A 26,489-nucleotide genomic window follows, 5' to 3' on the forward strand; every position below is an offset into this window, starting at 1 on the left:
TCGATCACCCCGCGTCACCAACGTCATCCCCCGAGACATCTAGTGCCGTGACCGGCAACGTTTCGGGGGTCGCGTCCACCACCTGAGCTGGCGGGTCGCGCAGACTTGGTGGATGGCTGAACGTGTGCGGGTGCGGGAACTGTCCAACGATGAGGGCCGCAAGTTGCTCTCGATTATTCGGCGTGGTTCGGGTTCGGTGGTGAGGTGGCGCAGAGCCCAGATCGTGTTGTGGTCGGCGCAGCATATGGATGTGCCGGCGATCGCGAAGATCGCGTTCACGTCTGAGGATCGGGTGCGGGCGGTGATCCACAACTTCAATGACGACGGGTTCGACTCGCTCGTTCCGAAGTATGCGGGTGGGCGACCTCCGACGTTCACGTTGGGTCAGCGTCGGGAGATCAAAAAGATCGCGTTGGCCCGTCCGACGGATCATGATTTGCCGTTCTCGACGTGGTCGTTGTCGAAACTGGCCGAGTTCTTGGTGGCTGAGGGGGTGGTCGACGACATCAGCCACGAGGGCCTGCGGGTCCTGCTCCGCGAGGAAGGCGTCTCGTTTCAAGTGATCAAGACGTTCAAGGTGAGCAATGACCCGGACTTCGAAGCGAAGAAGAACCGGATTCTCGAGCTTTACGACATCGCCGATGGCACAGCACCACCTGGCCCTGATGATCCGAGCGTGGTGATCTGCATCGATGAGTTCGGGCCCCTCAATCTGCAGCCGCACTCTGGCAAGCAGTGGGCACCGGTCGCTTCTGGTCGCGGTGAGGTGAACTCGCCTCGGCGGCGTCGCATGCGTGCCACTTTCACCCGACCGCACGGGGTCCGTCACATGATGGCCGGCTATGACCTGTCGAGCGATCGACTCTACGGACACGTCGTCAAGAAGAAGGACCGCAGCGCGTTCTTGGCGTTCTGTCGCTATATGCGCTCGCTCCATCCGCCCGAGGTGAGAATCGCGATCGTGTTGGACAACTTCAGTCCGCACCGCTCGACCAACAAAGACGCTCGGGTGGGCGAGTGGGCCGAGGCGAACAACGTCGAGTTCGCCTACACGCCGTTCTACGGCTCATGGCTCAACAGGATCGAAGCCCAGTTCACCGCCCTGCGATACTTCGCTCTGGACGGCACCGACCACACCAGCCACGACGAACAAGCACGGATGATCCGCCGCTACATCGCATGGCGGAACCGCAACGCCCACGACCAAGCACTAACCGAACTCATCAACCGCGCAAACGTTGCCTGACGCGGCACTAGCCCGTGCGCGACGCCAGGTCGGTGGCGCCCTTCCGCGCCGCGAGAGACGACGCCGGCAGGACTTCCTCGCTGTAGTCGGGTGGACGAACGGCCTCGCCGAGGCCCCGACCGTGGCTGATCTCCGTCATGAACCGGTCTGTCGCCTCCAGCTTCTTCCAGTGCTCGGCGAGATTGCAGTGGAGGGGCAGACTCGCGGGTGAGTCGAGATACCGCTTCGGGACCGCACCGGGGAACGGGCTGTACGGCTCACCCGTGAGCTTCTGAATCAGGTCGTACACGACAAGATCCATGACGCACACGGCCCAGGTCGTGGACCACCGGCGGAACAGGCCGCACATGCCCGACAGGATGGAGAGGGTGATGAGCCCGTTCGTGGCTGAGCCACGGTATTCGGACATGACGGAGAGCGTCGTGACATCCATCATGCTCGACGTGTCGAGCCCGATCCGGTGCTCGCGGTCCACGTCGTCGGGGTGAATCCCCCAGATGCGCTCGAGGTCGTGCAGGGTCTTGAAGCCTGCGGGGGACGGCGTGATGAGGCGCATCGCCCCCACCGGAAGGTGACGTCGTTGGTCCATCACACACACGAAGATCGTGGCGTCGTCGTAGGGGGCGTACTCGTCGTCGAGCATCTCCCGCGAGTTCCCGAAGGTCTCCTCGAACACGACCTGTTCGACGTAGCGGGCGAGCTCAGCGTCGGGTGACGACGCGTGGAAGAGATACACACCGAACGGCTCGGTGGGATAGCCGACCTCCGAGAGGAGCCGCATTCCCCGGTCGCGGATCGCCTCGAGTTCGAGGTCGATCTCGACGTCGAGCGTCGGGAGTGGCTCGCCCTGTTCCCTCTCTCCGTGCTTCTCGGGCATCAGAAGGCGCGCGCCACGATCTCGGGTGCATCGAAGAACTCTTCGGTGAACCGGACGGCGTCGGGCGCGTCGAACGCCTTGCACGTGTAGATGTCCACCGAGAAGAAGAGCGTCGGTCGATCCCACGCGTACACGTGGGCGCCGGAGGTCTCCCAGTGGATCCAACCCGCCCATCCGTACTTCTCGGACCGGTGCGTGACCGGCTCGATCAGGGGGTGCATGCCACACACGTCGGACAACCGCTCGAGGTAGTCGGCGATATCCGTTCCCGCGATCGGGCGCCGGCAGGTGCCCTCGATCACGAGCCGCTGGCGGAAGATGTCGGGCGCCAGGTCGGGATCGTGGGCAGCGTCGAGGATGATCTCCAACGCCGCCTCGTCCTCTCCGGCGGCTGCGGTCGCTGCACTCGGGTGCTCTCGGGAACTCACGACACTCACAACTCCACCCACTCAGTTCACAGGGATCACATCAGATTAGGGAATGGTCAGCCTCTACGGTAGAGGGTATACCGGACATTTCGTCCCTATCAAGATGGCACAGCAACCGTGCGTACAGATTGGAAGCACGCAGGGTGAGCACGGATCCGAGGGCGAGACCGCCGAGGAGCACGAGGCCGCCGCCGACGGCGTCGAGCCAGTAGTGGTTCGCCGTCAGCACGACGACCATGAGGTTCCACGCCAGGTGCGCTCCCACGAGCGCCCGACCCATCCGACCGACGACCGGCCACACGGCCCACAGGCACCAGATCGACCAGGCGATGTGGAGGCTGGGCATGGCGGCGAACTGGTTCGACCAGGTGCTCCACGCCGCATGCGCCGAATCGACGTTCCAGAACTCACGACCGACCCTCGCCGTGTCGACGAACCCGAACGACTCGGGGAGCAGCCTCGGTGGCGCAAGGGGGAACAGGACGAAGCCGACGAGCGCCAGCACCGTCGTGCACAGGAGCACGTTGCGGGCGAGCGGGTAGCGCCGCGGGGCGCGCAGCAGCACGAAGACGAGAACGCCGATCGTGACCCAGAAGTGCGGGCCGCGGTAGTAGAAGTTGGCGGCGCGGATGAGCCACTCGTGGGAAAACGCCCAGTCCTGGATGCCTGCTTCGGTGAAGATGCCGAGGGCACGCTCGAGGCTGATGAGGTGCAGCGCGTTGTCGACAGCGTGCTCCGTCGACACGATCGCGGAGCCGACGGAGTTCCGGGCGAGTGTGTAGGCCGAGTAGACGCCGACCACCAGGCCGATCTCGGCGATCCAACGCCACCACGGCGGGAGATACCAGCCGCCGAACCACCGTCCGCGAAGAGGAGGCGGGCCGTCGACGTTCACCGTCACGCCGCGCCCGGCGTGACGGTCAGCGTCGAGGGCGCGTTCTCGGACACCTTCGTCTCCGCAGCATCCGCGTCGGGACGCAGCACCCACCACCACACGGCGAGGTTGACCGCGTAGACCGCGATACCGATGCGCGCTGCGGGAGCGAACAGCACCGCCGCGCCGATGAACACTCCGGCCGCCAACGCAGCCGCGGCCGGATCACGCGGCGGGCGGCGGATCAGCACCACCGCCGCCCCGACGAGTAGGCCGACCGGCAGCAGGATCGACAGGACGGTCTCCGCTCCCGGGACCGCTCCACTCACGAGGCGGCCGAGCGTGGGCGACGCCGCGGCACTGGCGTCGGCTCCCATCCCGAGAGGGAACCGCACGACGTCCTCGATGAAGGCCGAGGGGTTCCACACGACGAACGGGACTAGCACCGGCAGCATCGTGAGCCCGGCCGCCGTCGCCGTTCGACCCCGCGCCGGCTCTCCATCGAGGTCGACGGCGGCGAACACGAGGAACGGGAGCAGCGGCCACGCGAGCTGCTTCGTGGCCGCCGCGAGGCCGATGGCGACACCTCCGGCAACCGGGTGGCGCCGGTCGACGAGCACGAGTGACAGCAGCATCAGGGCGAGCACCGGCAGGTCGTCGCCGCCGGTCGCCAGGATGAGCGCGCCCGTCGGGAGAACCACGAGGACCTGGAGAGCGCGCACGAAACGCTCCCGACGCCGAGCCATCACCGCGGCGATTCCGAAAACGAGCAACGTCACAACGGCGAACGCCACGCGCGCGTCGGCCAGCGGCCCCCACGAGTCGGGCACCGCTCCGAGCGCGAGCATGCCGGGCAGGTAGGGAAAGTGTGTCTGTGTGCCGGCACGGCGACGGGCGAGGATCTCGTCGTCGAAGACGGCGTCGTAGGGGTTGTCACCCCGGGCGAGGGCGCTACTCGCCTGCTCCACGACGAGGACCTCGGACTGGGCGTGGTAACCGAGCGCATCTGCCCCCCGTCTCCCGATCTGGATGGCCATGGGGGCGAGGGTCACGGCAGCCAGGAGAGTGACCGCCACCGCAGCGCGGACGCCACGGGTCATGAGCTGCGGCGCCCTCAGGCACACGACGACGAGCACGAGTGCCGCCACCGCGTAGGGAATGGCCGCAACCCGACCCCAGGCGCGATGCGGTGTCAGGCCGAACTCGACCGCGGCCGCGGCGAACACCGCCGAAGCGGCGTAGATCGCAGGCTCCACCCACCGCCTCATGCGCTGACACTACCGAGGGAGTCACCCACTCCGCACGGGCACCGCGGTTGAACAGCGGAGAACTCACCCGACCGCCACCGATCGAAGTGGTTGACCAGCGCCTGGCTCAACCGGACCACGGCCCCTGCCCACGACGTGGGTTCCCGACATCCCCACAACCGTCGGTCAACGACATCACCGTCGTGGTCCGCGGCCCCGGCACCAGACCGTCGACTGACGAGCTCGGTACCCACGAGAACTGACGAGGTGGCGCGACGGACTCAGTGGTGCGGCGCTGGAAGCGCGGCTTCGGCCTTCTGACGACGTTCTTTCAGGAGGTTTCCGGTCCGGGCGTCCCAGTCGTAGATCACACAGGTGCCGGCGATGTAGTCGTGCCACCCGCGCCGGTCGCGGGAGATGAGGATCCAGAGGAATCCCAGCCCGAAGAACATCAGTGACACGAGCCAGCCGAAGCACCGCCGGAGCGCTCGCACGGCGCCGATCGGCTCTCCCCGCTTGGTGACGATGCGAAGACCCAGAAGGGCCTTGCCCACCGTCTTGCCCGTCAGCGACCAGCTCCCCCACGCGTAGAGGAACAGCCAGAACCCGAAGCCGAGCGCCCATCCGAGGTCGGGCAGAGACAGGACCTGGGGCTTCTCGAGCTTGACGAGCGCGAGCGTGAGGATTGCCAATCCGACTCCTGCGTAGAACATCACGATGATCGTGACCGCGTCCACGCACACGGCAGCCCCACGGGAGGCGACACCGGCGTAACGACCGCGGAAAGTCTCCAACCCGGCGGACGTGTCCGTGGGTGCGTTGCCGGCTGCCGCGTTCGGAGTCGCCGTGTCGATCGAACGACCGGAGCGATGGGCGACCTCTGTCACGGTCCGGCCGCCCGGTCGGAGTGCCGGGATCGTCTCGCTGCGCGCCTGGCCTTCCTCGCTGCCTTGATCTCGGCCTTGGAGCGTGGCCCTTCGCGGACCGTGCGCCGTGTGAGCGTCGCTGTCAACCGGTCGACGAACGAGTCGACCGTGACGGCCTGTGAGCGAACGGTGTCGAGCATCTCACCTGCTATCCCGCCCGTGGAATCCAGGATGAGATCGTCCAGCTTCAATGACTGAAGAATCGCGTCGACGTCGAGGTACTCGACGATGAAGTCGGTCCCCACCTTCGTCACACCGAGGAGCGCCGACCCGGCATACTCGCGACTCCTCTGTTCCTCCATCGCCCCCCGGGCATACCACCCGGCGAGTCGGTCGGCGAGAGCCCGGCTCAGCGGCGAGACCAGCGGTGAGCGCATGACGACACCCGCAACGGGCGCCGTGCGGCGCGCCACGGCGTCGGCCGTGTCGAGAAGAACCCGTTCCACCTCGAAGGTGGCGCCGATCGCCAACGTCCGGGCCACACCCGCCAGGGCGACCGGCGTCGCCAGCGGGTCACTCGCCGCGCGGTCGGAACGTGCGCCACCCGGGTCGGCCGTACCGAAGCGCCGGACGAGCTGTGCCGCACCCCGGCCGGCGAGCAGCCCCGCGCCGACCATGAACCGCGTCGTTTCCCGCACCGCCTGCGTGACCGGGAGGTCACGAGTCGGTGGGAGGTCATGGGTCGTCGGCTCGGCATCAACGACGGTGGCGTCGTTCGGTGTCGTCCCGGTCGAGGCGGGACGAGGAGTGGCCTGACCCTGCGCAGCCGGGGGGTCGGCCGGGATCGGCTCGGATGCTCGCGATGGGTCCATGGTCGGGGCTGAGCCTACGCTTGCGCCATGACTCCTGTTGCTATCCCCATCACCGGTGAAGCCGACGCCGACCGCCTGCTCCAGGACGAACCCCTGGCGTTGCTTCTGGGCATGCTGCTCGACCAGCAGGTGCCCATGGAATGGGCGTTCCGCGGGCCCCACACCTTGCAGGAACGCCTCGGGCGCCCGCTCGACGCGGCCGACATCGCCGCCATGGACCCCGAAGAGCTGGAACGGGTCTTCCGGGAGAAGCCGGCGCTTCACCGCTATCCCGCCTCCATGGCCAAGCGTGCGCACGCGCTGTGTGCGACGATCGTCGACGAGTACGACGGCGATGCAGCAGCCGTGTGGACCGAAGCAACCGACGGGGCCGACGCGCTGAACCGGCTCCGTGCGCTGCCGGGCTACGGCCCCGAGAAGTCGAAGATCCTCCTCGCCATTCTCGGTAAGCGCCTCGGTGTGGCCCTCGAGGGTTGGGAGCACGCCGCCGAGCCGTTCTCGGGCTCCACACCACGCTCGGTCGCCGACGTCGACTCCGCCGAGTCACTCGAGAAGGTCCGCGCCTGGAAGAAGGCCCAGAAGGCCAAGGGCAAGAAGAAGTCCGAGTAGATCTGTCCGAGAGCTGAACCGCAGGGACGGGCTGGCTTCGCCGCCACCCTCACACTCCTACCTACTCACACTTGACTGTGAGTTACTCACAAGATAGTGTGACTATCCATGGACTACCGGGCCCCGCTCCAGGCTGTGATACCGGGGGCTCGCGGGCGGGTCCTCGCTGTCTTGACGGGAACCGACGAGGAGCTCTCGCTCTCGGTACTCGGCCGACTCTCGCACGTGAGCGTCAACCAGATCCCCCGCGTCGTCGACGACCTCGCAGCGCTCGGAATCGTCACCACACGGCGGGTCCCTCCCACCACGCTGATTTCACTCGAGCGACGGAGCCTCGCGACGGGACTTCTCATGCGTCTCTCCCGTCTCGACGAGGCTGCCTTCTTCCGCCTCGCGGAACTTGCGACGGAACTCCGGCCGGCTCCGCGCTCCGTCGTTGCCTTCGGGTCGTTCGCATCGGGCTCTGCCGGACCCGACAGCGACATCGACATTGCGATCGTTCATTCAGAGGCGGAGCTGGCAACGGACGAATGGGCGGCGTCAGTGGCCGCTTTCGTCGACGATGGGTCCGCCGCGCTCGGCAACGTCATCTCCATCGCAGAACTCACCCTGGAAGACATCGACGACGGGGCGCTCGACACCGACTTCTGGGCGGGTGTTCGGGAAACCCAACTCTGCCTCTTCGGCAGCCCCATCGGAGAGAGCCTGTGACCCGGCGCAGCACGCGGCGCCTCTCCACGGCCGACGCCCGTCGCCACCTCGCACAAGCAGAGGAGTTCCTCGACGCCGCCCGCGCCGACCTCGACGCTGAACGGTTCAATGCCGCCGCTGGAAACGCTGCCGTGGCGATCATCAACAGTGCGGACGCGGTCGCCGGCCTTCGCTTCGGCGAGAGGTGGATCGGAGCTCATGAACTCGCGGGACGCCACGTCGCGAAGGCGGGAAAGGAAGGCCGGCAGCTCGAGCGCGCTCTCCAGCGGGCAATTCCGCACAAGAACAAGGCGCAGTACGACCCCGGCTCGGTCACCCCGGCCAGGGCCGCAGACCTCGTGAAGATTGCCGGCCGAGCTGTCGCCACCGCGCGGAGAGTCGACGCGACCTCCGCGGCGGAGTGACGCTCCGAATACGTATAGATGAGGACTTCTCCGAACTGTCGCGCCACCGACGGACGGCGCTGATCACGCGGAATGGTCCCGGTCAGCACGACCGGAGAGCACCGTGAGCATCATCTCCCGGGCGACCATGGGGGCGGCGTTCTGGTTCTGGCCGGTGACGAGGTTGCCGTCGGCCACCCAGTGGTTGGCGAGCACGTCGCGGAACCTCGTCTCGGCCTCGAAGTTGGCGCCCATGCGTCGCAGCTCGGTCTCGGGGTGCTGCGGCGTCCCGGAGATCCCCAGCTCCCGCACCTGCTTGTCGGTCACCGCAGTGACCCGGCGGCCCTTCACAAGAGGCTCGCCGTTGGTATCCGTTGCGTTGTGCAGTCCGAGCGGACCGTGGCACACACCGCCGATGACCTTCCCGAGTGCGTTGGCCTCTGTCATCTTGGCGGCGAGTTCCTCGGAGACGCCGAAGTCGAAGGCGGCGCCCCAGCCACCGGCCAGGTAGACGATGTCGTAGTCGGCCATGTCGAGGTCACCGATCGAAAGCGACTCGGCGACCTTCTGGCGAAGCTCGTCGTCGGCGAGGAAGCGGTCGTCCGCATCGGTGCGCAGCACTCCACGCACCGACAGCGGATCGACGGGGATCACTCCCCCCGCAGGGCTCGCCACGTCGACGTCCATACCGGCGTCGAGGAACGCGTAGTACGGAACGGTCATCTCGCTGGCGAACACACCGGTCGGCTTTCCGACATCGAGCACAGCCCGGTTGGTGGCAACCACGAGCGCCTTGCGGCCGCTCAGGTCGATGTCGGTGGGGTCGGGGTCGTCGGGATGCAGCCCCACACGCCGGAGCACCGCGCGTAACGCCCGCGCCGGTGCCGGTGGCTTCTTCCGTGGCGGACCCCCCGTGGGTCGGCGCTCGGAGTACGGCCAGGGCTCGTTGCGTTGCGGGACACAGCGCGTCGCCTCCTCGGCGAGGCGATTCCGCAGGACTGTGAACACGGCCGCGGCGTCGGGATCGTTCCACCGGTTGGTCGCCTCGTTCGGATCGGCGTCGAGGTCGTAGAGCTCCCACTGGTCGGGCAGCGTCTCGGTGCGGTACATCGGCCCGCTGATCCCGTCGGCGGCGAGGTGACGAACACCGGGCTCGGTCCACGTCGCCGGGTCGTCGAAGGTGCGCACGATCTTCCAGAGGTGGCCGTGGCCACCCTCGGCGTCGCCGTCGTCGACGCGGCCGACGAGGCCTTCGAAGTTGGCGGGCACGTGTGCCGGCACCTGGATGCGCAGGGGACGGGGCGGGTTCTCGGCACGCTTCATCCGGCGGGCCAGAGCGCTCGCAGTGGAATCCCCCTCCAGCACGTTGTCGCGGGTCATGAGGTACACGGACCGGGAGGCGTCGGCCGGCGTGGCGTCGTCGACGACCGGCATCAGGTTTCGCCCCGGGAGGGGATGCACCTCCGAGAAGCCGTTCCGCAGCTTCTCGGCGGTCCCCTGCTCGTCGATGGAGGCCGCCGCCAGGAGCGTCGGGACGATGTCGACATGCGACGTGGGGGCGTCGACCTGTCGCGCGTCCGTGGCACCGTCACCAACCCGGACGATCTCGAACGGAACGCGTGTCGCCTCGTCGTAGAGGTTGAACCACTTCTGGTGCAGTCCCCCGTGCGATCCGAGCATCTCACCGTGGTCGGACGTGCGCACGAGCACCGCGCTGTCGGAGCCGCCGTCGGCGACCGTCCGGCGCACCCGGTCGATCGGCGCGTCGACCTCGGCGTGCAGCCGGTAGTAGAGGTCGCGGTACTCCTGGGCGTTGCGCGTGTAGGCGCGCCCGATCAGCGCTGCGGGGCCGTAGCCCGTGAGATAGGAGGCCCGGAAGGCGATCTGCGCCGACGGCTTGGCGGCCAGATCCTCGTCGGAGGTCGGCGACGGCGGCACCGAGGGTGGGTCGACGGGCGACGGGTCCAACGGGCCCCTCCCCCGGGCCCACTGGGGGAACAGCACGATGTCGTGGGGGTTGACGAAGCTGGCGACGAGCAGGAACGGGCGTTGTGCCGCGGCGTCGCCGGCACGGCGGCGTGCGTACCGATCCTCGAGCCAGGCAACGATCCGGTCCGCGATGAGCGGGTCGCGGCGGGTGCCGGAGTCGGCGAGCAGCGCGCCGTGCGGTTCGGGCCCCACCCAGCCCGAGAATCCGAAGGTGGCGAGCGGATCCTCTGCCCGGTACACCTCGACCGCCCGTTGGTCCACAACCCCGTCGTTGTCGTTCGTGGCGAGCGGCTTCCCGGTCCGGGGGTCCGTGAGATCGGCGTGCGAGATGTGCCACTTCCCGTCGTAGTGGGTGTCGTAGCCGGCGGCACGGAACCAGTTGCCGAGCGTCGGAACCTCCCCGGGGCGCAGCCACCGCATACGCGAGTCGTCGGCCGACTTCCCGAGGCCGTCGGTCTGGGTGACGCCGTGCACGTCGGGATACTGACCCGTGAAGATCGTCGGTCGGCTCGGCACGCACGCCAGTGAACCGGTGTAGTGGCGCCCGAAACTGACGCCGTTGTCGATGAACCACTGCCGCCCCGTCAGGGTGTTCCTACGCCAGTCGCCCAGCTCGTCGGGCTCGTAGGGCGGCGCAGCGCGCTCCTCGTCGGTCATGACGATGACGATGTCGGGACGGTCTGTCACGTCGTTGTTCCGGTCGTTGCGGCGCCACGCTGCTGGAGGAGCCGGTCGAGGTCGGCGAGGAGGCGCTCGCAGGTCCCGGCCAGGCGACGCGCCGCGGCCTGCGCGATCACGCGTTGCGGAGGTCGCGGTCCACAGTCCACGTCGGTGGCGAGCGAGACGGTCGAGCCGGGGTCCGTCGAATCCACGCGCCAGGTGTTGGACGCCGACTTCACCAGCGGGGGAAGTCCCTCGATCCCGTACCCGAGCGCCGAGGGTGGTTCCCACAGGTGCACGCGTTCGACGATGGTGACCCTGCCCGACTGGATCCGCCGGACGGCGCCGACGCCTTCGGTCTGCCCGCTCATGAGACACGAGTGGTCGACCACGTCGGCCCATGCGCTGATTCCCCCGAAGTCGGACAGGACCGCCCACACGTCGACGGGGCTCGCGACCACGTCGGTGTTGCGAACGATCTCGATCACGCGTTGTCCAGACCCACGATGCCTCCCCGGGAGGCTCCCGAGTGTACGGGCCGTGGTGACTAGCGGAACGCGGGACCGCCGATCCAACACACCAGCGAGAACCGCTCGCCACGCTCCAGTGGGGTCACCCGGTGGAACTCGAAGGCAGGGAATGCCACGACAGTGCCGCGAGTGCGTGCCGTGGCGCGCCACTCGGCGATGTCGTCGGCGTCGTGCTCCTCGTTGACGGCGAAGAACTCGAGGTCGGAGCCGTCGTAGTCGGCAGGGTCAGACAGCTGGAGCACCAGAGAGAGCTTTCGCACCGCGACGTCGCCGTCGAGGCCGTCCTGGTGCCAGTCGTAGAAGGCACCGGGGCGGTCGTAGCGCGTGAACTGGGCGTCCTCGGTGAAGCCCGTGAGGTCGAAGCCCCAAGTCCGGTTGGCGCGCTGTGAGAGAGTCGCGAGCTTGTCGAAGATCCACATGGTGTCGTCGTCGGGCTCGATCCATGCTGCCCCGGCGATCCGCGTGGCGGCGTCTTCGGTCGTGTTGTCGTCGACTGTTCCGACCAGTGCGTCGTCGGCACCGAGAGCGAGGCCTGCCTCGATGATCCGGTCACACTGCCGGGCGGTGAAGGCGCCCTCGAACACGATGTTCGAGGCGTAGTCGGGTCCGTCGACGGGAATGAACAGCGGCCGACGCTCGGGACGGAACCGCCCTCCTCCCCCTGCCATGCCACTCCCTTCGTCACTCGCGTGTTCCCGTCACCCGTGAGCTTCACACGTCGGAGCGGCGCCGAGCCGGACCGTGCGGTCCGGTTCGTCGGCCGTGCGTCTGGAGGCTCCGGCCGGTCGGCCGGTAGTGTGCGGTGCGACACAGCGACGAGGGGGCATCGAACACGTGAAGACCTACGACAAGTTCTACATCGGCGGCGAGTGGGTCGACCCCGTCGGCCAGGGGAAGGTCGAGGTCTTCTCGCCCCACGACGGAACCCACGTCGGGACGGTCCCCGAGGCTGTCCCCGCCGACATGGACCGCGCCGTCGAGGCCGCACGTGCGTCCTTCGACAGTGGGGAGTGGGCCAACACCTCCCCGCACGACCGCGCGGACGTGATGGCGAAGATCTCCGAGGGCATCATCGCCCGCACCGATGAGTTCGCCACGCTGATCGCCCGGGAGAACGGCTGTCCGATCACCTGGGGGACGATGGGTCAGGTCCTCGCACCCACGATGGTGCTCAACTACTTCACCGAGCTCACCCGCGAGTTCGACTTCGAGTCGCGCCACGTGGGTGCTCTGGGCGCTCCGACCGTGGTGCGCCGCGAGCCGGTCGGTGTCGCGGCCGGGATCATCCCGTGGAACGTCCCGCTGTTCCTCACGATCATCAAGATGGCGCCGTCGCTCGCGTCGGGTTCGAGCATCGTCCTCAAGCCCGCTCCCGAGACACCACTCGACGCCTACATCCTCGCCGAGATCGTCGACGAGGCCGGCCTTCCGCCCGGTGTCGTCAACTTCGTTCCGGCGGATCGTGAGGTCGGACAGCACCTCGTCACCCACGACGGTGTCGACAAGGTGTCGTTCACGGGAAGCACGACAGCCGGGCGCAAGGTGGCGTCGCTGGCCGGCGAGCAGCTCAAGCGCGTGACGCTCGAGCTCGGCGGCAAGTCGGCCGCGATCATCCTCGACAGCGCCGACCTGTCGGAGACGGTGCAGCCGCTGCTCGACGCCGCCATGATGAACAACGGTCAGGCCTGCGTGGCCCAGACCCGCATCCTGGCGAGCCGCGACCGCTACGACGAGGTCGTCGATGCCTTCGTCGATGCCGTCGGTGCTCTGAACGTCGGCGACCCGCTCGACGAGGCAACCCAGATCGGACCGCTTCTCGCCGAACGGCAGCGGGAACGGGTCGAGGGCTACATCGCCAAGGGTCGCGACGAGGGTGCCAAGGTCGCCATCGGAGGCGGCCGCCCCGACGGGCTCGACCAGGGCGTCTACGTCGACCCCACCCTGTTCGTGAATGTCGACAACTCCATGACGATCGCCAGGGAGGAGATCTTCGGTCCGGTCGTGTCGGTGATTCCCTACGACGACGTCGACGACGCCGTGGCGATCGCCAACGACTCCGACTACGGCCTCTCGGGATCGGTCTTTGGAGCCGACGTCGACGAGGCGCTCGACGTGGCCCGTCGCGTGCGCACGGGCACCTCGACCGTCAACGGGTTCCTCCTCGACTTCGCCAGTCCTTTCGGCGGGTTCAAGGACTCGGGAATCGGACGCGAGCTCGGCGAGGACGGCCTCAAGGCCTACCTCGAGACCAAGTCGATCTGCCTCCCGCTCTGACCGAACGGGCGGCGGTCCGCATTGCCGCCCCGGTCGACCGACAGACCCAGGACCTCCACGATGAGCGACACGTCTCCGCGCGGTGACATCGAGTTCGGCACGATCCCGCGACTCGTGCGGGAAGCGGCCGACCGGCATGGCAACGCCGAGGCGCTCGTCGACGTCGACGCCGGGTACTCGGTGTCGTTCAATGAGCTCGCCGGCCAGGTCGATGCCGTCGCCCGCGGCTGGATCGCCCGGGGTATCGAGCCCGGTGACCGGGTGGCGGTGTGGGCGCCCAACATCTGGGAGTGGGTCGTCGCAGGCCTCGGCGTCCACGCCGCCGGTGGGGTTCTCGTGACCGTGAACACGCGGTTCAAGGGCCGCGAGGCGGCCTACGTCCTCCGGAGCAGTGGAGCACGCGCGCTCGCCACCGTCACCGACTTCCTCGACACCGACTATGTCGATCTGCTGCGGGGCGCCGTCGACGTCGACACCGAGCTCCCCGACCTCGAGCACACGGTCGTCCTGCGTGGCTCGGCCCCCGACGGGACGACCTCCTGGCAGGACTTCCTGGCCTCTGGCGCCGGAGTCGACGACGCCACGGCCTCGGAGCGCGCCGCCGCGGTGGCGCCCGACGACGTGTCGGACCTCCTCTTCACCTCGGGCACGACGGGCTCGCCCAAGGGCGTCGAGACCACCCACGGCCAGAACCTCCGGGCGTTCCGGTCGTGGGGCGACGTCGTCGGTCTCACAGCCGGCGACCGCTACCTCGTCGTGAACCCGTTCTTCCACGCCTTCGGCTACAAGGCGGGCATCCTCGCCTCGCTGATGGCGGGCGCCACGATCCTCCCCCACGCCGTGTTCGACGCCGGCGAGGTGCTCGACCGCATCCCCCGCGACGCCATCAGCATGCTCCCCGGCCCACCCACGCTGTACCAGACGATCCTGGCGACACCCGATCTCGACTCTCGGGACCTGTCGTCGCTGCGGCTCGCCGTCACGGGCGCGGCCGCCATCCCCGTCGAGCTCATCGTGCGGATGCGCGACGAGCTCGGCTTCGACACGGTCATCACGGGGTACGGGCTCACCGAGGCTGCGGGCATCGCCACGATGTGCCGCCACGACGACGATCCCGAGACCATCGCCACCACGTCGGGGCGTGCCATCCCCGGGGTGGAGGTCCTCGTGGTGGGCGACGACGGCGACGAGGTGCCGTGCGGCGAGCCGGGTGAGGTCGTCGTGCGGGGCTACAACGTGATGCGCGGCTACTTCGACGATCCCGAGGCCACCGCCGAGGCGATCGACGCCGACGGGTGGCTGCACACCGGTGACATCGGCGTGATGGACGAACGCGGGTATCTCCGCATCACCGACCGGTTGAAGGACATGTACGTCGTCGGCGGCTTCAACGCCTATCCGGCTGAGATCGAAGGGCTCATCTCGGCACACCCGGGCGTCGCCCAGGTCGCCGTGGTGGGCGTGCCCGACGACCGGATGGGCGAGGTCGGCATGGCCTTCGTCGTGCCGATGCCCGGCACCGAGCTCGACGCCGACGAGCTCCGCTCCTGGTGCCGTGACGAGATGGCCAACTACAAGGTGCCCCGCCACGTTCGTGTGGTCGAGGCCCTTCCGATGAACGCCACCGGCAAGGTCCTGAAATACGAGCTACGCGACCGGGCCGCCGCCGACCTCACCTGACGCCCCTCCCCTCTCTCCCCCCCGAGATGGTGCGGTCGTGTTGCGTATGGCAACGGGAACGCACCAACCCGGCGGGTCAGGGGGTGGCGGAACGGGCGGTCTCCTCGGCCCACGGGTAGTCGGGCTTGCCGACCTCGGTGCGGCGCAGAGGCCCGAGCACGAGCCCACGCGGCACCTTGTAGCCCGCCAGCCGCTTCCGGCAGTGGGCCTGGAGCTCCGTGAGTGTCGGCGACGCTCCCTCCACCGGGTCCACGAGGGCGACGACACGCTGTTGCCACACCGGGTCGGGTGCACCGACGACGATCACGTCGGCCACGTCGGGATGGCCGGCCAGGACGTTCTCGATCTCGTCGGGGAACACCTTCTCGCCGCCCGTGTTGATGCACTGCGACCCGCGGCCGAGCAGCACGAACGTGCCGTCGTCCTCCACCCGGGCGATGTCGCCGGGAACCACCCACCGCGTTCCGTGCCGGTCGACCGGGAAGTTCTCGGCCGACTTCTCCGGGTCGCCGTGGTAGCGCAGAGGTATCGCCCCGCGACGTGCCACCCGTCCGACACCGCCGGGAGGAACCGGCTCCAGGGCGTCGTCGAGAATGGCGGTGTCGGCTGCGAGCCGGAAGTGGGGGCCCTCCACCCCTTCGGCGCCGGCCTCGTAGGCCGCCGTGCCGATCTCCGACGCTCCGATCCCGCCAGTGACGACGGCACCCGGAAACGCCTCACGCAGCGCGGCGCGTACATCCTCGCTCAGCACGGCGCCACCGGTGGTGATGACGCCGAGACTGTCGGGCGCCCACTCCCCCGAGGCCGCTGCCTCCGCCAGCGGTGCGCCCATGGCGTCGCCGATGATGGTCAGCGTCGTCACGTCTTCGTCGGCCACGAGAGTGAGCACCCGCTCGGCGTCGAAGCTCCGGTCGGTCGAAACGACCGTCACGCCGCCGTTGAACATCGTGATGACGAGCGGGTACTGCCCACCGCCGTGCATGAGCGGTGCGAGGGCGAGCGTCCGAAGGCCGAGCGGGTTCTCCGACATCACCACGACGTCCTCGGGACGCTCGATACCACTCGCAGGCGTTCCCCTCTGCCCGGCGCTGAGCCGCCGGGCCAGGTTCGTGTAGAGGTCCTCGTGGCGCCACACGACGCCCTTGGGTAGGCCCGTCGTGCCACCGGTGTAGAGGACGTACTCGTCGTCGCCGCTCCTCGGCGCGAAACCCCGCTCCTCCGACGATTCCGCAAGCGCCTCCTCGTAGTCGACACCCGGGGTCGGCGAATCGGGCGGGGATCCGTCCTCGAGGACGAGAAGCGTGGCGAGCTCCTCGACATCGTCGAGGACGTCCGCGAGGTTCGCCGCGAAGCCGCGCTCGTACACCAGGACCGCAGGTGACGCGTCGACGAGGACGTGTCGGAGCTCGTCGGCGACGTAGCGGTAGTTGACGTTCACCGCCGAAGCGCCCAGCTTCCAGCACGCCAGCAGCGACTCCACCCACTCGGCGCGGTTGTAGGCGTACACCGCGACCCGGTCGCCGCGGGTCACGCCCTCCCCGGCGAGGTGATGCGCGAGCCGGTTCGCCCGCCGGTCGAGTATCTGGCGCGTGTGCCGAACCTGTCCGGCCACGAGCACCTCGGCGTCGGGAGCGTCGTCGGTGAGCGCCTCGAAGAGGTCTGCGAGCTGGAACTCCATGTCCGTGAACCGTCGACCTCTCCGAGTTCGAGATCTGCAACCCTCGACGCGCCCCGGGGCCTTCGACAACCCGGCGGTGCTGCCGTATTCTCTGCCGTGGACGCGAATCCCGCCAGACGGCGCACGCGTACCCGAAACACCACAGGAGGCAGCATGGCACCACCAGCGGGCAGCGGCACCGCCTACCGGATCATCTCCACCGACGGACACGTCATCGAGGCACCCGACATGTGGGAGCGGTTCCTCCCCGACAAGTACCACGACCGTATGCCGAAGTTGGTGAAGGACCCCAAGGGCGGCGACGCGTGGGAACTGGTGCCAGGTGCTCCTCCGATGGCGCTCGGGCTCGTGAGCAACACCGGCGAGTGGGGGAAACGCTACGAAGACCTCGAGTGGTACGGCTCGAGCTACGACACCATCCGCAAGAGCGCCTTCGACGGCAAGGAGCGCCTCGTCGATCAGGACATCGACGGTGTCGACGCGGAGGTCCTCTACCCGTCGCAACGCACGATGGGCACCTTCATGGCCCAGGAGGACGACGACTACCACCGTGCCGGAGTGGCTGCCTACAACCAGTGGATGTACGACGAGTTCACGGCCGCCGACCGTTCCCGGCTCCTGGCCATGTACCAGATTCCCGGCGTCGACATCGAGAGCTCGGTGGCCGCCCTGCACGAAGCCACGTCCCTCGACTACCGCGGCGTGATCCTCTCGGCCTTCCCCTCGGGGAACGCCCGGCTCAGCGCTGACGACGACCCGTTCTGGGCCGCCGCCGAGGAAGCGGAGATGCCGATCCACATCCACAGCGGGCTTCGCCACGCCGGGCAGCGCAAAGCGGGCTCCGCGAAGAAGGCCGCCACGGCCGTGAGCGGCGACCGGATCACGATGGCGACGATGGGCGGCGCGGTGGCCGGTGCGTCCGACTTCATCTCACGCTTCATCTACTCCGAGATGTTCGACCGCTTCCCCGGGCTCCAGATGGTTGCCGTCGAGTGCGGAGTCGGCTGGATCCCCAACTTCCTCGAGCACATGGACGACCACTGGTGGCGCAACCGCGTGTGGGCCGGGTCGAATCTGAAGATGACGCCCTCCGACTACTGGCACCGCAACTGGAAGGCCACGTTCATCCGCGAGCCGTTCGCGATGGCGAACCGCCACTGGATCGGTGTCGACAACCTCATGTGGTCCAACGACTACCCGCACCACCGCCACGACTGGCCGTACAGCCGGCGGATCATCGAGGAGACGATGGCGGGCGTGCCCGCCGAGGAACGTCGCCGCATGGTGCGCGACAACGCCGCGGAGTTGTACCGCCTCGAGGCCTGACGCACGGGCACACGCCGTGCCGTGTCTGAAGTGTGCCACGAGGGGATTCCGGGCTGTCGGGCCGCTACAGTGCGCCCGTCCCGCCACGGGGCGGGGGACATCCATCAAGGGGGACTCATGCGCCGTTCCGGCATATGGCGGCTTCTCGTCGTCACGCTTCTCGTTGCTCTCGTGGCGTTCGGCTGCGACAGCGACTCCGACAGCTCTGACAGCTCCACGACAACAGCCGGCGACTCCGGTGGCTCCGACACGATGGACCTCGATCTGGTGGCCGGCGGCAAGCTCACCGTCTGCACCGACTCGCCCTACGAGCCCTTCGAGTTCGAGGAGAACGGCGAGTTCACCGGGTTCGACATGGAGCTCCTGCGGGCCATCGCCACGAATCTCGACCTCGAGCTCGCGCCGACCGTGCAGCCCTTCGACGGGATCTGGCTGGCTCCAGCCGCCGGGACCTGCGACCTCGTCGGCTCGGCCATGACGATCACCCCCGAGCGCGAGGAGGAGGCACTCTTCTCCGACCCGTACTTCGACGCCGACCAGTCACTGCTGATCCGGACCGACGACGAGGGTGAGATCTCCTCGCTCGACGACCTCGACGGCAAGACCATCGGCGTGCAGACCGGGACAACGGGTGCCGACTACGCCGAGGAGAACGCTCCCGACGGTGCCGAGCTCCGGGAGTACGACGAGCCGGCGGCCATGTTCCTGGCCATCGACTCCGGTGAGATCGACGCCATCCTCCAGGACTTCCCGGTCAACCTCGACCGGGCAAACCAGGACGACTCCGTCACCGTCACCGAGACCTTCCCGACCGGTGAGCAGTACGGCTTCGCTGCGAGCAAGGACAACCAGGCGCTCATCGACGCCGTCAACGAGCAGCTCGAGGCGCTGCGCGGCGACGGGACCTACGACGAAATCTTCCAGGAGTGGTTCCCCGGAGGCGAGCCCGGCGAGGCCGGCTAGCCCACACGCGGAACGGAGCACGTAGCGAACGGCGGGGGCCCTGCGGGGCCCCCGCTGTCGCGATTCCGTCGAGGAGTCCGAGGAGGGCACCGTGTCGAAGCGACAACGCGCCAGGCTCATCCGGATCTGTGTCTACGTCGCCACCGGGGTCCTGCTCGTGTGGATCGCGCTCACGGTCGACTGGTCCAGCATCCAGGAGTCGTTCTTCGACCCCGAGATCTTCGCCGAGCAGTTCCCCGACATCGTCACCAAGGCAGCGGTCAACACGCTGATCTTCACGTTCTTCGGCTTCACCGGAGGACTCACGCTCGGGCTCGTCATCGCCCTGATGCGGATCTCCAGCATCCGCCCGTACCGCTGGTTCGCCTTCTCCTACATCGAGCTCCTGCGGGGACTACCGGCACTGCTCACCATTCTCATCATCGGGTTCGGTCTCCCCATCGCCACCGGAACCACCCTTCCGGGCCGTTACACGACCGGATCGCTGGCGCTCGCGATGGTCGCGTCGGCCTACATCGCCGAGAACATCCGGGCCGGGATCGAGGCGGTGCCCCGCGGGCAGATGGAGGCCGCACGGTCGCTCGGAATGAGCTACGGCCGGGCGATGGTCACGATCGTGATCCCCCAGGCCTTCCGAATCATCATCCCGCCGCTCACCAACGAGCTGGTGCTCCTCTTGAAGGACACGTCGCTGATCTCGGTGCTCGGGGTCACGGAGGCGACCCGGGAGATCACGCGCTTCGCGCGCGACGGAGTGATCGACTCGGCCAACGCCACGCCGTTCATCGCGGCCGGTGTCGTGTACCTCGCGATCACGATCCCGCTCACCCAGATGGCGGCGATGATCGAGCGACGGGCCCGGGCGGCACGGTGAGCGCCACGATGGACGACGCCACACCGCCCTCAACGCCCGATGCCGGCGACGACGGCACGCCGATCCGGATCGACGGCCTCCACAAGGCCTTCGGTGACCTCGAGGTCCTCAAGGGCATCGACCTCCACGTCGAGCGCGGCGAGGTCGTGTGCATCATCGGCCCGTCCGGCTCGGGGAAGTCGACGCTGTTGCGCTGCGTGAACCTGCTGGAGGAGCCCACGGCCGGGAGGATCGTCGTGGACGGCTTCGAGCTGACAGACCCCGACTGCGACGTCGACAAGGTTCGACAGCGCATCGGGATGGTCTTCCAGCTCTTCAACCTGTTCCCGCAGCTCACCGTGCTCGGCAACGTCACCATCGCCCAGCGACGTGTACTGAAGCGGCGGAAGGCCGAGGCCGAGGAGATCGGCAGGGCGATGCTGGAGCGGGTCGGGCTGGCCGACAAGGCCGACGAGTACCCGATCAACCTCTCGGGGGGCCAGCAGCAACGTGCGGCGATCGCCCGGTCGCTGGCGATGCACCCCGACATGATGCTGTTCGACGAGGCCACGAGCGCCCTCGACCCCGAGCTGGTCGGCGACGTCCTGGGTGTGATGCGCTCGCTCGCCGAGGAGGGCATGACGATGCTCGTCGTCACCCACGAGATGGGCTTCGCCCGCAGCGTCGCCGACCGGGTGATCTTCATGGACGACGGTCAGATCGTGGAGGACGGGCCGCCCGATCAGGTGATCGGGAACCCGCAGGAGGAGCGAACCCGCCAGTTCCTCCACCGGGTCCTCGAGGAGCACTGAGTCCCGGAGACCCGGCTCACGCCGCGGTGGCCTCGGGCTCGTCCCCCGAGCTGCGCATGGCGCCGATCTCGGCGACACCGGTACCGGCGAGGATGAGCAGCGCTCCGATCACACCGCCGACACCGAGGCGTTCCCCCACGACATAGCCGAGCAGGCCGGCGAAGACGGGCTCCAGCAGCAACAGGAGCGCCGTGCGTGACGGCCCGACATAGCGCTGACCGTAGGCCTGGAGCCAGAACGCCGCCGCCGAGGCGACAACGCCGGTGAACACGACGGCCGACACCGCCGGGACCGAGAAGGTCCCGACTCCTGTGAACGGGACGAGCAGCCCGCACAGAACTGCCACGACGGCCATCTGGACGGCGGTGTAGGCCAGGAGGCCGAAGCGCGGGCTGAAGACGTCGAGGACGATGACGTGGCCGGCGAACGCCACGGCGCACCCGATCGTGAGCACGTCGCCGCGACCGAGTGAGTCGAGACCGCCGGTCAGGGCGACGAGGCCGCCGATGGCGATCACGACACCCGCCAGCGTCGTGGGCGTCACCGGCCGGTGGAGGAACACCGCCGCCAGCAGCGGTGTGAACGCCACGAGCAGGCCCGTGATGAACGCCGAGTTCGTGGCGGTCGTGAACTGGAGACCGGCCGTCTGGAAGAGGTAGCCCGCCGCCAGCACGGCACCCGACAGGACCCCCGCGACCGGCAGACCCCCGGCCCCGGGCTCCGGGTTCGGGGGCGGCCGGTCTCGTGAGACCAGGGGCACGAGGACCACCGCAGCCACGGCGAAGCGGAACGCGAGGAAGGCGGCCGGCGTCAGGTCCTCGACGGCGTCCTGGACGATGACGAACGTGGATCCGAAGACGAAGGCGGCAGCGACGACCGCCAGGCGACCGCGCCCGGTGGCGCTCAGTTGCCGGATTCCTGCATCAGTGCGGCCAGCCGCTCGCTGGTCTCGATGCACTCCTCCACGAGGTCGTAGATGACGTCCTTGACGCGGCGAACCTGGTTGAGCTGCCCGACGACCTGACCGACCGGGTTGAACATCACGTCCTTGGCCTGCTCGGAGTAGCGGTGGCCCCGGGCGACGGCGTCGGAGGTCACCATGAACTGGAGCGGCATCCCGAGAGGATCGGGCGTGTCGTCGGCATCCCACGCGTCCGTCCAGTCGTTGCGCAGCATGCGGGCGGGCTTGCCGGTCCACGCCCGGGAGCGGACCGTGTCGCGGCTACCGGCCTCGAGGTACGACGTCATCTGCGCCGGCGGCGTCTCGGCCTCCTCGACGGTGAGCCACAACGAGCCGGTCCACACACCCTGGGCACCCATGGCGAGGGCGGCGGCCATCTGTCGCCCGCTCCCGATCCCGCCGGCGGCGAGAACCGGCGTGTCGGGAACGGCGTCGATCACCTCCGGCCAGAGCACCATGCTCCCGACGTCACCGGTGTGGCCACCACCCTCGGTTCCCTGGGCAATCACGATGTCGACACCTGCGTCGCGGTGGGCGCGGGCGTGCTTGGCCGCACCGCACAGGGCCGCCACGAGACGTCCCGCGCCGTGAACCTCCTCGAGAACATCCGGTGGCGGCGTGCCGAGAGCGTTGGCGATGAGCTTCACGTTGTCGTGCCGGAGCGCCACTTCCACCTGGGGTGCCGCCGTGGCCGCCGTCCACCCGAGGAGCTGTCCCACAACCGGCGCATCGTCGTCGGGAAGCTTTGGGACGTTGTGGGCCTCCAGGATCTCGTCGGCGAACTTCCGGTGCTGCTCGGGCACGGCAGAGAGGAGGTCGGCTTCCAGTTTCTCGGCGTCGAGCTCGCCCATGCCCTCGTACTTGTTGGGCAGGACGATGTCGACGCCGTACGGGCGGCCCCCGCAGTGCTCGTCGATCCACTGGCACTCCACCTCGAGCTGGTCGGCCGGAAAAGCGACCGCTCCCAGCACGCCGAGGCCTCCGGCCTTACTGACCTCCGCGACGACGTCGCGACAGTGACTGAAGGCGAAGATCGGGAGATCGATGCCGAGCTTCTCGCAGACTTCGGTGCGCATGGTGTCTGTCCCCCTAGGTGTGCGGTCGATTGTATGCAGAAGGCGTCATAGCTCCTAGTGTCGTGCGATGCGACGAGGTCTCGCGGTCCTGAGCATCGTGCTGCTCGGCGTTGTACTGCTCGCCGCCCCTGCCTGTTCCGGCGGCGGCGGAAGCGCCGACGGTGAGCCCGACAGGGACGGGCAGGGAGGCGACCGGGCCCTCTCCGCACTCGACCTCCCCGAGGTCCCGTCGTCGGGCTGCGACGCTGGTGCGGCACTTCCCGCAGGTGACGAGGACCGGACCGTCACGAGCGGCTCCGACGAGCGCAGCTACATCCTGTCGATCCCCCCGGCCTACGACGGCGCGACTCCGCTGCCCGTCGTGGTCGACTACCACGGCTACCTCGAGGGGTCGCAGGTCCACGCGCGCACCAGCGGCTTCCGGGACCTGGGCGATGTCGAGGGATTCATCACCGTCACCCCGCAGGGACTCGGTGAGGTCCCGGCGTGGAACATCGCACAGGACGGAAAGGACGTCGACTTCACGAACGCCCTCCTCGACCAGCTCGAGGCCGACCTGTGCATCGACCGCTCCCAGGTCTACGCCGCGGGATTCTCCAACGGCGCGATGCTGACGTCCACCCTGGCGTGCACGACGACCGGCAGGTTCGCTGCGGTCATGCCCGTGGCGGGCATCCTCACCGTCGACGACTGCGATCCCGACCATCCGATGCCGGCGATCATCTTCCACGGGACCGACGACCAGTTCGTCGTCTTCGACGGCGGGCTCGGAGCCGGCGCTCTCGACCTCCCCACCGAGGGTGGCGGCACGATCGGCGAAGGCGCCGACCCGGGAATCGACCTCGACGACGAGGACGCCACGATCGAGAACTTCGCACCCGACACCGTGCCCGAGCGGGCCACCACGTGGGCGCTGCGCAACGGCTGTGACGGGGACTTCGAGGCGACCGACGTCTCCGACACCGTGGGACGTCGTACCTACACCGGTTGCCCCTACGACGGCCGTGTCGTGCTGTACGTCGTCGACGGCGGCGGTCACGCCTGGCCGGGAAGCGAGTTCACGGCCTCGATCGAGTCGGTGGTCGGGGCCACGACCATGGACGTCGACGCCACCGAGCTCGGCTGGGAGTTCTTCTCCGAGCAACGCCGCGAGATCCCCGCGACGGAGAGCTCCTAGCCGTCCGAGTCACGTGCTACCGCAGTTGCTGGGCGGCGGCTCGCCCGCGAAGCGGTCGGCGATCCAGGCCTCGATCTCCGGCAGGGCCTCCAGCCACGCGTCGACGTGGCTCCAACCCGGCTCTTCCACGTACTCGACGTCCTCGCCCGCTTCGCACAGGCCCTCCACGATCGCGCGGGTACCCGACACCGGAACGAGCTCGTCGTCCGCGCCGTGCAGGATCAGCATCGGGATGTCCTCGTCGGCGGGGACGCCGGTGTTGACCCGCACGATCTCCTGCCAGGTCGCGAGGTCTTCGGGGTCCTGGCGGAAGAGGGCCGTGGTGTCGACGCCCTCGATCGCTGCGGAGATGTCCTCGCTGCATGCCAGGTTCACGAGACGGTACCGGTCGACCAGCTCGGACGGTACGAGTGACTCGAGATCAGCCTCGTCGTAGACGGTCTCCCAGGTGGCGATGGCCTCCGCCGTGAGGGGGAAGTTCGCCGGTTCGGTGACGCCGCGCAGGAGGAACTCGTTGAGATCCGTGATCGGGGCGCTGGCCACGATGCCCGCCAGGTCCATGTCCGGGTCGTAGTCGCCGACGATCTCTCGCACGAACAGCACGGCGTGGCCACCCTGGGACGCACCCGCGGCGACGACGTCGTCGCCCGCTCCGAAACTGTCGTCGTCCGTGGCGGCCCGGGCGATGTCGATGATGCTGCGCGCCGAGGCCTGCCCCACCAGATAGGGGTGCTGCGACTCCGTCCCCAGGCCGTAGTAGTCGGTCGCCGCGACGACGTAGCCGTCGTCGAGGAACTCGGCAAGACCGGGAAAGCCGAACGGCGCGTTGTTCGACGGCGCGCAGCGGTCGGCCACACCCGTCGTCCCGTGTGCCCACGCCACCACGGGCCGACCACCCTCGGGCGTCGGGCCCGTCGGGGTGACGATCACGCCGGTGACCGGGACGAGGTCGCCGTTGGGCGTCGTGGACACATAGGTGACCTTGACAGCGTCACCGTCGACGCCGTCCCGCAGCGCGATCGGTTCCGAGTCGAGGATCTCACCGGGCTCTCCCGACTCCAGAACGTCGGGAGGCGCGTAGAAGGTGACCGTGGAGGGTGTCCCGGCGCCGTCGCCCGTGGTGGCGGGAACGTCGGTCGCCGACGGTTCGGGCCGTGCGCTGTCGGAGTCGCCGCCGTCACACGCGACGAGCAGGAGAGAAAGGACGGCAGCTGTGATCACGCGTCGGATCGTCATCCGACGAACCCGGCGGGCACGGGATCAGGCGGCGCTACGACGCCCGGCGACGACGACGTCGGCGACGCCGGGCCAGGAGAATGCAGGCCACGACCACGGTTCCGGCCACGGCGATGACCAGGCGCCGGTCGGCGGCCTCGGCGTAGCCGCCGGACGGAGGATCCGGCACGGGCGGAACACGCTCCGGCATCGACGCCGTGTTGTCGGGAAGTGCTTCCGTCGCAGCCGCAGCGGTGTCGGTCGTCGGCGACGAGCCGTTGACCGGCGGTGGGGAGGCTGTCTCGTCGAGGAGGGTGTCGACGGGCGCCGGGCCGTCCTCCTCGGTCACGCGCCGGCGCTGGTGCTTGCGTTGGGGGTCGTAAGCCATGCTTCCTCCGTGGCGTCGAGTCGTTCGAACACGGCGTCGAACTCGGCGACCGCCTCGTGCGCACCCGAACGGGAGCCGAGACCCCGCAACGGTAGCGACTGCGCAGCGGCCTCGGCGATCGCCGCCCGCTGGTGGATCGCCGGCCAGACCCGGTCGCCGTAGCGTTGCGCCATCTCCTCGTACCAGTAGCGGCCGTCGCGGGTTCGTCCGAGGTTGTTGACCACGATCGACGGGGTGCCGGGCCGGCCGCTGTGTCGGTCGGACACGCGGGCGATGGTCCGGAGGACCTGCTCGACCCCGTCGGCGGCCCAGGCCGACGGGGCGGTGACAACGAGAGCGCGGTCGGCGGCGAACAGCCCGTTGACGGTGAGCAGCCCGAGCGACGGTGGGCAGTCGACGAGAACGAGGTCGTGGTCGGATCCCGACACGGCTGTCTCGAGGCGGTCCTGGGCCCCGACGGGGTCCGTGGCGAGCTGGACCTCGCGCGACGCCAGCGCGGGAGTGCTCGGAACGACGTCGGGCGGCACCCCCACGGCGAGCTCCCAGCCCGAGGGTCGGATCACACCCGTGAGGGAGGCCGGCGTGCCCTGGTCGAGCACCTGCTCGACACCGGCCGGTGCGTCCCAGACGCCGAGGCCGCTCGTGGCGTTGCCCTGCGGGTCGAGGTCGATGACCAGAACGCGCCGCCCATGGGCGGCTGCGGTCTCCGCGAGAGCGAGCGCGACGGTTGTCTTGCCCACCCCGCCCTTCTGGTTCACGATCGTGACGACGGGCATCCGTTGCACGCTACCCGC

At 68.7% G+C, this 26,489-nt stretch carries 26 protein-coding genes and 1 pseudogene; 11 read left to right on the forward strand and 16 right to left on the reverse strand.

Features of this window, described 5'->3' with window-relative positions; translation table 11 throughout:
* The first annotated feature begins 112 nt into the window (after positions 1 to 112).
* Positions 113 to 1,246, forward strand: coding sequence for an IS630 family transposase (locus tag R3A49_07460; GenBank protein MEZ5170567.1), 1,134 nt, complete (start codon positions 113 to 115; stop codon positions 1,244 to 1,246).
* Between the two features lie 7 nt (positions 1,247 to 1,253).
* On the opposite strand, the gene R3A49_07465 is transcribed toward R3A49_07460, so the two are convergent.
* The 6 genes from R3A49_07465 to R3A49_07490 form a co-directional block, all read right to left on the reverse strand.
* Positions 1,254 to 2,123 carry a hypothetical protein gene (locus R3A49_07465; GenBank protein ID MEZ5170568.1) on the reverse strand — a complete coding sequence of 290 codons (870 nt, stop codon included), beginning with the start codon at positions 2,121 to 2,123 and terminating at the stop codon, positions 1,254 to 1,256.
* Positions 2,123 to 2,560: an S-adenosylmethionine decarboxylase gene (locus tag R3A49_07470; protein ID MEZ5170569.1), complete on the reverse strand. Its 438-nt coding sequence runs from the start codon at positions 2,558 to 2,560 to the stop codon at positions 2,123 to 2,125. The genes R3A49_07465 and R3A49_07470 overlap by 1 nt, the downstream gene beginning before the upstream one ends.
* 31 nt (positions 2,561 to 2,591) lie before the next feature.
* Positions 2,592 to 3,446, reverse strand: a complete 855-nt coding sequence (locus tag R3A49_07475) for a phosphatase PAP2 family protein (GenBank protein ID MEZ5170570.1) — start codon at positions 3,444 to 3,446, stop codon at positions 2,592 to 2,594.
* 2 nt (positions 3,447 to 3,448) lie between these two features.
* Positions 3,449 to 4,693 carry a glycosyltransferase 87 family protein gene (locus R3A49_07480; GenBank protein ID MEZ5170571.1) on the reverse strand — a complete coding sequence of 415 codons (1,245 nt, stop codon included), beginning with the start codon at positions 4,691 to 4,693 and terminating at the stop codon, positions 3,449 to 3,451.
* A 260-nt stretch (positions 4,694 to 4,953) separates the two neighbouring features.
* Entirely contained in the window at positions 4,954 to 5,559 is a 606-nt protein-coding gene (locus R3A49_07485) for an RDD family protein (protein MEZ5170572.1), read from the reverse strand.
* Positions 5,556 to 6,410: a hypothetical protein gene (locus R3A49_07490; GenBank protein ID MEZ5170573.1), complete on the reverse strand. Its 855-nt coding sequence runs from the start codon at positions 6,408 to 6,410 to the stop codon at positions 5,556 to 5,558. The genes R3A49_07485 and R3A49_07490 overlap by 4 nt, the downstream gene beginning before the upstream one ends.
* Positions 6,411 to 6,437: 27 nt before the next feature.
* On the opposite strand from R3A49_07490, the gene R3A49_07495 reads away from it, so the two are divergent.
* The 3 genes from R3A49_07495 to R3A49_07505 all read left to right on the forward strand — a co-directional run bounded on the left by R3A49_07495 (position 6,438) and on the right by R3A49_07505 (position 8,134).
* Positions 6,438 to 7,019 (forward strand): HhH-GPD-type base excision DNA repair protein, encoded by a 582-nt coding sequence (locus R3A49_07495; protein MEZ5170574.1) that lies wholly within the window; start codon positions 6,438 to 6,440, stop codon positions 7,017 to 7,019.
* Positions 7,020 to 7,127: 108 nt separating this feature from the next.
* Positions 7,128 to 7,730 carry a nucleotidyltransferase domain-containing protein gene (locus tag R3A49_07500; protein ID MEZ5170575.1) on the forward strand — a complete coding sequence of 201 codons (603 nt, stop codon included), beginning with the start codon at positions 7,128 to 7,130 and terminating at the stop codon, positions 7,728 to 7,730.
* Positions 7,727 to 8,134 (forward strand): HEPN domain-containing protein, encoded by a 408-nt coding sequence (locus tag R3A49_07505; protein MEZ5170576.1) that lies wholly within the window; start codon positions 7,727 to 7,729, stop codon positions 8,132 to 8,134. Before R3A49_07500 ends, R3A49_07505 begins: the two co-directional genes overlap by 4 nt.
* A gap of 63 nt (positions 8,135 to 8,197) precedes the next feature.
* Here R3A49_07505 and R3A49_07510 read toward each other — a convergent pair whose 3' ends face one another.
* From R3A49_07510 to R3A49_07525, 4 genes and pseudogenes are all read right to left on the reverse strand, one after another.
* Positions 8,198 to 8,836, reverse strand: a complete 639-nt coding sequence (locus tag R3A49_07510; protein MEZ5170577.1) for a type 1 glutamine amidotransferase domain-containing protein — start codon at positions 8,834 to 8,836, stop codon at positions 8,198 to 8,200.
* A 171-nt stretch (positions 8,837 to 9,007) separates the two neighbouring features.
* Positions 9,008 to 10,789, reverse strand: a pseudogene (locus tag R3A49_07515) (sulfatase-like hydrolase/transferase).
* Entirely contained in the window at positions 10,786 to 11,250 is a 465-nt protein-coding gene (locus R3A49_07520; protein MEZ5170578.1) for an SRPBCC family protein, read from the reverse strand. Before R3A49_07520 ends, R3A49_07515 begins: the two are co-directional and overlap by 4 nt.
* A gap of 59 nt (positions 11,251 to 11,309) precedes the next feature.
* Positions 11,310 to 11,960, reverse strand: coding sequence for a 2OG-Fe(II) oxygenase (locus R3A49_07525; GenBank protein MEZ5170579.1), 651 nt, complete (start codon positions 11,958 to 11,960; stop codon positions 11,310 to 11,312).
* A gap of 166 nt (positions 11,961 to 12,126) precedes the next feature.
* On the opposite strand from R3A49_07525, the gene R3A49_07530 reads away from it, so the two are divergent.
* Both R3A49_07530 and R3A49_07535 read left to right on the forward strand, forming a co-directional pair.
* Positions 12,127 to 13,566, forward strand: coding sequence for an aldehyde dehydrogenase (locus tag R3A49_07530; protein ID MEZ5170580.1), 1,440 nt, complete (start codon positions 12,127 to 12,129; stop codon positions 13,564 to 13,566).
* 60 nt (positions 13,567 to 13,626) lie between these two features.
* Entirely contained in the window at positions 13,627 to 15,246 is a 1,620-nt protein-coding gene (locus R3A49_07535) for a FadD3 family acyl-CoA ligase (GenBank protein MEZ5170581.1), read from the forward strand.
* 76 nt (positions 15,247 to 15,322) lie between these two features.
* Here R3A49_07535 and R3A49_07540 read toward each other — a convergent pair whose 3' ends face one another.
* Positions 15,323 to 16,924: an AMP-binding protein gene (locus tag R3A49_07540; protein ID MEZ5170582.1), complete on the reverse strand. Its 1,602-nt coding sequence runs from the start codon at positions 16,922 to 16,924 to the stop codon at positions 15,323 to 15,325.
* Positions 16,925 to 17,077: 153 nt separating this feature from the next.
* Between R3A49_07540 and R3A49_07545 the strand changes: the two genes are divergently transcribed.
* The 4 genes from R3A49_07545 to R3A49_07560 all read left to right on the forward strand — a co-directional run bounded on the left by R3A49_07545 (position 17,078) and on the right by R3A49_07560 (position 20,878).
* Positions 17,078 to 18,250, forward strand: coding sequence for an amidohydrolase family protein (locus R3A49_07545; GenBank protein MEZ5170583.1), 1,173 nt, complete (start codon positions 17,078 to 17,080; stop codon positions 18,248 to 18,250).
* Between the two features lie 117 nt (positions 18,251 to 18,367).
* A complete protein-coding gene (locus R3A49_07550) occupies positions 18,368 to 19,213 on the forward strand; it encodes a basic amino acid ABC transporter substrate-binding protein (protein ID MEZ5170584.1) in 846 nt (281 codons plus the stop codon).
* Between the two features lie 91 nt (positions 19,214 to 19,304).
* A complete protein-coding gene (locus R3A49_07555) occupies positions 19,305 to 20,087 on the forward strand; it encodes an amino acid ABC transporter permease (GenBank protein MEZ5170585.1) in 783 nt (260 codons plus the stop codon).
* An 8-nt stretch (positions 20,088 to 20,095) separates the two neighbouring features.
* A complete protein-coding gene (locus tag R3A49_07560) occupies positions 20,096 to 20,878 on the forward strand; it encodes an amino acid ABC transporter ATP-binding protein (protein ID MEZ5170586.1) in 783 nt (260 codons plus the stop codon).
* Between the two features lie 16 nt (positions 20,879 to 20,894).
* On the opposite strand, the gene R3A49_07565 is transcribed toward R3A49_07560, so the two are convergent.
* Together R3A49_07565 and R3A49_07570 are read right to left on the reverse strand one after the other, a co-directional pair.
* On the reverse strand, positions 20,895 to 21,836 hold the full coding sequence (locus tag R3A49_07565; GenBank protein ID MEZ5170587.1) for a DMT family transporter: 942 nt from the start codon (positions 21,834 to 21,836) through the stop codon (positions 20,895 to 20,897).
* Complete coding sequence (locus tag R3A49_07570; protein MEZ5170588.1) at positions 21,782 to 22,915, reverse strand: nitronate monooxygenase family protein; 1,134 nt, start codon at positions 22,913 to 22,915, stop codon at positions 21,782 to 21,784. The genes R3A49_07565 and R3A49_07570 overlap by 55 nt, the downstream gene beginning before the upstream one ends.
* A gap of 67 nt (positions 22,916 to 22,982) precedes the next feature.
* Between R3A49_07570 and R3A49_07575 the strand changes: the two genes are divergently transcribed.
* Positions 22,983 to 24,092, forward strand: a complete 1,110-nt coding sequence (locus R3A49_07575; GenBank protein MEZ5170589.1) for a hypothetical protein — start codon at positions 22,983 to 22,985, stop codon at positions 24,090 to 24,092.
* A gap of 9 nt (positions 24,093 to 24,101) precedes the next feature.
* On the opposite strand, the gene R3A49_07580 is transcribed toward R3A49_07575, so the two are convergent.
* From R3A49_07580 to R3A49_07590, 3 genes are read right to left on the reverse strand one after another with little or no spacing between them, the layout of a single operon-like run.
* Positions 24,102 to 25,313 (reverse strand): alpha/beta fold hydrolase, encoded by a 1,212-nt coding sequence (locus tag R3A49_07580; protein MEZ5170590.1) that lies wholly within the window; start codon positions 25,311 to 25,313, stop codon positions 24,102 to 24,104.
* 49 nt (positions 25,314 to 25,362) lie between these two features.
* A complete protein-coding gene (locus R3A49_07585; GenBank protein ID MEZ5170591.1) occupies positions 25,363 to 25,695 on the reverse strand; it encodes a hypothetical protein in 333 nt (110 codons plus the stop codon).
* The gene (locus tag R3A49_07590; protein ID MEZ5170592.1) at positions 25,653 to 26,471 is read right to left on the reverse strand and encodes a ParA family protein; all 819 of its coding nucleotides are present in this window, start codon (positions 26,469 to 26,471) and stop codon (positions 25,653 to 25,655) included. The genes R3A49_07585 and R3A49_07590 overlap by 43 nt, the downstream gene beginning before the upstream one ends.
* Positions 26,472 to 26,489: the final 18 nt, after the last annotated feature.

It is taken from the genome of Acidimicrobiia bacterium, assembly GCA_041394025.1.
Lineage (GTDB): Bacteria > Actinomycetota > Acidimicrobiia > IMCC26256 > JAOSJL01 > JAOSJL01.

Excerpts from the sequence above, each read along its gene's own strand:
- R3A49_07535 (MEZ5170581.1), top strand. The coding sequence starts at position 13,627 with ATGAGCGACACGTCTCCGCGCGGTGACATCGAGTTCGGCACGATCCCG.
- R3A49_07540 (MEZ5170582.1), bottom strand. The coding sequence starts at position 16,924 with ATGGAGTTCCAGCTCGCAGACCTCTTCGAGGCGCTCACCGACGACGCT.
- R3A49_07560 (MEZ5170586.1), top strand. The coding sequence starts at position 20,096 with ATGGACGACGCCACACCGCCCTCAACGCCCGATGCCGGCGACGACGGC.
- R3A49_07500 (MEZ5170575.1), top strand. The coding sequence starts at position 7,128 with ATGGACTACCGGGCCCCGCTCCAGGCTGTGATACCGGGGGCTCGCGGG.
- R3A49_07570 (MEZ5170588.1), bottom strand. The coding sequence starts at position 22,915 with ATGCGCACCGAAGTCTGCGAGAAGCTCGGCATCGATCTCCCGATCTTC.
- R3A49_07510 (MEZ5170577.1), bottom strand. The coding sequence starts at position 8,836 with ATGACCGTTCCGTACTACGCGTTCCTCGACGCCGGTATGGACGTCGAC.
- R3A49_07495 (MEZ5170574.1), top strand. The coding sequence starts at position 6,438 with ATGACTCCTGTTGCTATCCCCATCACCGGTGAAGCCGACGCCGACCGC.
- R3A49_07525 (MEZ5170579.1), bottom strand. The coding sequence starts at position 11,960 with ATGGCAGGGGGAGGAGGGCGGTTCCGTCCCGAGCGTCGGCCGCTGTTC.
- R3A49_07550 (MEZ5170584.1), top strand. The coding sequence starts at position 18,368 with ATGCGCCGTTCCGGCATATGGCGGCTTCTCGTCGTCACGCTTCTCGTT.
- R3A49_07545 (MEZ5170583.1), top strand. The coding sequence starts at position 17,078 with ATGGCACCACCAGCGGGCAGCGGCACCGCCTACCGGATCATCTCCACC.
- R3A49_07575 (MEZ5170589.1), top strand. The coding sequence starts at position 22,983 with ATGCGACGAGGTCTCGCGGTCCTGAGCATCGTGCTGCTCGGCGTTGTA.
- R3A49_07480 (MEZ5170571.1), bottom strand. The coding sequence starts at position 4,693 with ATGAGGCGGTGGGTGGAGCCTGCGATCTACGCCGCTTCGGCGGTGTTC.
- R3A49_07585 (MEZ5170591.1), bottom strand. The coding sequence starts at position 25,695 with ATGGCTTACGACCCCCAACGCAAGCACCAGCGCCGGCGCGTGACCGAG.
- R3A49_07490 (MEZ5170573.1), bottom strand. The coding sequence starts at position 6,410 with ATGGACCCATCGCGAGCATCCGAGCCGATCCCGGCCGACCCCCCGGCT.
- R3A49_07590 (MEZ5170592.1), bottom strand. The coding sequence starts at position 26,471 with ATGCCCGTCGTCACGATCGTGAACCAGAAGGGCGGGGTGGGCAAGACA.
- R3A49_07460 (MEZ5170567.1), top strand. The coding sequence starts at position 113 with ATGGCTGAACGTGTGCGGGTGCGGGAACTGTCCAACGATGAGGGCCGC.
- R3A49_07465 (MEZ5170568.1), bottom strand. The coding sequence starts at position 2,123 with ATGCCCGAGAAGCACGGAGAGAGGGAACAGGGCGAGCCACTCCCGACG.